5 protein-coding genes are annotated in these 4219 nt (G+C 33.1%); all 5 read left to right on the top strand.

Annotated elements, in window-relative coordinates; translation table 11 throughout:
* A partial coding sequence (locus tag PKK00_14980) for a hypothetical protein (protein ID HNW99709.1) occupies positions 1–469 on the top strand: 469 nt, incomplete at its 5' end.
* Positions 470–641: 172 nt separating this feature from the next.
* Positions 642–1607: a transketolase C-terminal domain-containing protein gene (locus tag PKK00_14985; GenBank protein ID HNW99710.1), complete on the top strand. Its 966-nt coding sequence runs from the start codon at positions 642–644 to the stop codon at positions 1605–1607.
* Positions 1604–2431, top strand: a complete 828-nt coding sequence (locus tag PKK00_14990) for a M15 family metallopeptidase (protein HNW99711.1) — start codon at positions 1604–1606, stop codon at positions 2429–2431. Before PKK00_14985 ends, PKK00_14990 begins: the two co-directional genes overlap by 4 nt.
* A gap of 72 nt (positions 2432–2503) precedes the next feature.
* On the top strand, positions 2504–3418 hold the full coding sequence (locus PKK00_14995; GenBank protein ID HNW99712.1) for an RluA family pseudouridine synthase: 915 nt from the start codon (positions 2504–2506) through the stop codon (positions 3416–3418).
* Between the two features lie 228 nt (positions 3419–3646).
* Entirely contained in the window at positions 3647–4189 is a 543-nt protein-coding gene (locus PKK00_15000) for a rhodanese-like domain-containing protein (protein HNW99713.1), read from the top strand.
* Positions 4190–4219: the final 30 nt, after the last annotated feature.

Genomic DNA, 4219 nt, shown 5'->3' on the forward strand with positions numbered 1-4219 from the left:
TACGTTACAAAATTATTTTTTTAATTTTGTCCAGCTATTTAGGGGGGTAAGACAAGATAAGGTAAAAGAAAACGATAATAATAAAGATAAGGACAAAGAAAAAGACAACAATAAAGATAAGGAAAAAGAAAAGGAAAATCAGGGTAATCATTATGGTCAGAATAAAGGTGATTTGCAGGGAAAAGATTTTGGTCAACACCGCGCTGAAGAAGCAAAATCAAAAAATGATTTTGTCACAGAATCGGAAGACAACATCTCTGTAACCGACCAAAACAATGTAGCAACCCGTGATAAAATTAAACAAGCCCGCGAAAAGCTTGAATTGAAAAAGAAAAATAAAGAAATCACCGATGTCGATTATCAAAAAAAGAAAAAAGCTTTAGATGATTTGGAAACCCAGGTAAACGAATTGGAAAAGCAATCGAAAGATGTAAAAGATAAATTGGATACGGAAAAGAAAAAAGAATAACAAACTGAAAGAATCGGGCGGCCTTTAGGCCGCCCGATTATGTATAAAAAACATTTTCATGGAAAAAAATTCTAATTTTAATTTCGACATAAACAATTTTCACCCTCTATAATTTAATTATCTAAAAGGAACTTATATACAGTTCCTTTTTTTATTTTTGTAAAAAATCCTTATGACCGATTTTATCAACAAAGGCAATAAACCTACCGGCAGCGGTTTCGGCGAAGGCTTACTTAAAGCTGCTGAAATCAATTCAAATATAGTTGCTCTTGGTGCCGACATTACAGCTTCAGTAAAAGTAAATGCTTTTGCGGAAAAATTTCCTGAACGTTTTTTTTCCCTCGGTATCGCAGAACAAAATTGTGTTGGTGCTGCTGTCGGTCTTGCTATGGCCGGAAAAATACCGGTGTTCAGCACTTATGCTGTTTTTTCTGCATTACGCACTACTGACCAGATAAGAGTTTCTGTTTGCTATAATAATCTGCATGTAATAATTGGTGGTGCTCATGCCGGAATCAGTGTAGGTCCCGATGGCGCTACACATCAGGCATTGGAAGATATTGCCATGATGCGTGTACTACCAAATATGACTGTTCTATCACCATGCGATGCAACTCAAACAAAACTTGCAACTATCGCTGCTCTGACAAAAATCAAAGGTCCTGTTTACATTCGCTACGGACGTGAAGCTATGCCCGATTTCACTGATGCAAAACAAAATTTTGAAATTGGCAAAGGACAAATTCTTCGCGAAGGTACCGATGTTACAATTTTCGCTACAGGCCACATGACGTGGGAAGCACTACAAGCAGCAATCACTTTAGAAAAAAAAGGAATCAGTGTTCAGGTTGTAAATATTCACACCATTAAACCAATAGATAAAGATTTAATTATTTCATGCGCGCAAAAAACAAAAGCAATCGTAACTGCTGAAGAACACCAGGTTTACGGTGGTTTCGGAAGCGCAATTGCCGAAGTGTTGGCAAAACATTTTCCTGTTCCAATTGAATTTATCGGGATGAATGATTCTTTTGGTGAAAGTGGTAAACCTTCTGAACTAATGGAAAAATATGGAATGACAGCAAATCAAATTTGTTCTGCAGTTGAAAAAGTTTTAAATAGAAAAAAATCAAAATGAATTATAAAAAATTAATACCCGTACTTGTAATTATATTTATTGCTGTGATAATTCTGTTTGCAGCAAAAACATATACCGATGAAGAAAAAACAATACAAGTAAATGTTCCTGCTATTCCAAAAAAAATAATTAATAAAGATTCTTTACGCAAAGCTGATTCTATAAAACGTATTTATTTACTCGGACATTTCAAACCTTCTAAAGATACAATGTTCGCTTTGATCTCAAAACCTTATACCAATTCACCCGACATGTACTTAAGAAAAGATGTATATAAGGCTTATAAGATAATGTATGATTCGGCAAAAAAAGATGGAATTTCTCTTCTGATAGTTTCGTCTACACGTAATTTTATTAATCAGAAAAGCATATGGGAAGGAAAATGGAAAGGCAATATTTTATGTAATGGGAAAAATTTGGTGAAAGAATTTACCGACCCTGTTCAACGTTCAAAATATATTTTAAAATATAGCTCGATGCCAGGAACATCCCGCCATCACTGGGGAACCGACATCGACATTAACAGCACATTACTCTCAACATTTGAAACCGGCAGCGGGAAAAAAGTTTATGAATGGTTGAAAAATAATGCTTATAAGTTTGGATTTTGTCAACCATACACTGAAAAAGATTCGCTTCGAACTACAGGCTACGAAGAAGAAAAATGGCATTGGTCGTTCTACCCTGTTTCTTCTGCTTTGTTGCTGGATTACAAAAAACTGATTTCGTATGATGACATTAAAGGCTTTGCCGGTTCCGAAACGGCTAAGGAGATTGACATTATTAACAACTATGTTTTAAGCGTTAACAAAAACTGTCAATAAAATTTTTACGATTTTAATATTTTTTCTTTACTGTTTTACATACAAATAAATTAAGTTTAAAATAAAATATCGATGTTACAAAATACAAACAAGAAAAGTAATATAAAGGATTCGAAGCAAAAAGAAATTTTCTTTACTGTAATGGAGCAATCAGAATTAATGAAGTTTCTTATTGCTAAAATGCCCGATAAAAGCCGTACCACAATAAAATCTTATTTATCTCACAGGCAGGTTTCTGTTAATGGTCAAATTATTTCTCAATTTAATCATTTACTAAACACGGAAGATAAAGTAAAAATCAATTTTGGAAAAGTTGCAGAAATCGTTAAATACAAAGGATTAAAAATTATTTTTGAAGATGATGATATCATCGTTATTGAAAAAGAACCGGGATTATTATCAATTGCTACAGAAAAAGAAAGACAGGAAACAGCATATTTTATTTTATTGGAGCATGTTAGAATCGCCGATAGAAATAATCGTGTATATATTCTGCATCGCCTGGATAAAGACGCTTCAGGCATTATGATTTTTGCAAAAAGCGAAAAGATACAGGAATTAATTCAGCGAAACTGGAAACAGAATATTGTTGAAAGAAAATACGCCGTACTGGTTGAAGGGAAAATGGAAAATGATGAAGGCACCCACATTTCATGGCTTAAAGAAAGCTCTGCATTAATTATGTATTCATACCAATTTGATAATGGAGGACAAAAAGCCATCACTCATTATAATGTTATCAAGAAAAATGACAATTATAGTTTACTGGAAGTAAAGATTGATACAGGAAGAAAAAACCAGATACGCGTACACATGCAGGATTTAAAGCATAGCATTGTTGGTGATAAAAAATACGGTTCCACTCAAAACCCCATTAAACGCATGGGACTTCATGCAATGAGTCTTGCATTAAAACATCCGGTTACAAATGAGAACCTGAAATTTGAATCGCCTATCCCTCAAAGTTTTTTAAAATTGGTAAATTAAGTTTCCATTAATTTCGTAAGGATAAAGCAACCTTAGAAAAAAATATTCGTCTTGAAAAAAAAATGTTTTAAATATTTTTATTTTCGTTTTGTAAATTTTAAACCACTTTCTATGAAGAAAATATTTTTTACTTTATTCGCTTTAACTTCTACTGTTCTTTTCAGTCAGGATATTTAAAAAATAGATACGATTCATAAAAACCTTACTGTTCAGCAAACCGATTCGCTTATTACAGCAAATACAAGCAATCCGAATTTTGTAATACTTGATGTTAGAACAGCTGCTGAATTTAATAATTCAGGCGGGCACATTGAAAATGCAATTAACCTTGATTACTATAGTACCGCTATTTTTAGCGCAACTACAGATACAATGAATCATAACAAAATGTATCTTGTTTATTGCGGTTCTGGTACACGAAGCGCTAAAGCCTGCGATACTATGATAAAGAAACATTATGTGGAAGTATATAATATGCTTGGTGGTCTTACTTCGTGGAAAACTGCCGGATATCCTGTAGTTATTACAACTTCAATTGTTGAAAATACAATATCTGCAAAAGCAAATACAATATTCCCTAACCCGGTAACTGAAACTTCGTTTATCGAAACACTTGGTGAATCAAGGAATTCAACCTTGATAATTTTTGATATTTATGGAAGACAGATAAAGAAAATATTCTTTAATAATAAAGTTAATATCAACCATGAAGATTATTCTCCAGGCATATATATGTATCAGGTTATCTGTACTAGCCCCCTAAATAGCTGAAATAAATTTGCATAAAAGGTTTGACACTTT

It is taken from the genome of Bacteroidales bacterium (genome assembly GCA_035353855.1).
GTDB lineage: Bacteria > Bacteroidota > Bacteroidia > Bacteroidales > CG2-30-32-10 > DAOQAK01.

Coding starts and splice junctions, on each gene's coding strand:
- PKK00_14985 (HNW99710.1), top strand. CDS start 642: ATGACCGATTTTATCAACAAAGGCAATAAACCTACCGGCAGCGGTTTC.
- PKK00_14990 (HNW99711.1), top strand. CDS start 1,604: ATGAATTATAAAAAATTAATACCCGTACTTGTAATTATATTTATTGCT.
- PKK00_14995 (HNW99712.1), top strand. CDS start 2,504: ATGTTACAAAATACAAACAAGAAAAGTAATATAAAGGATTCGAAGCAA.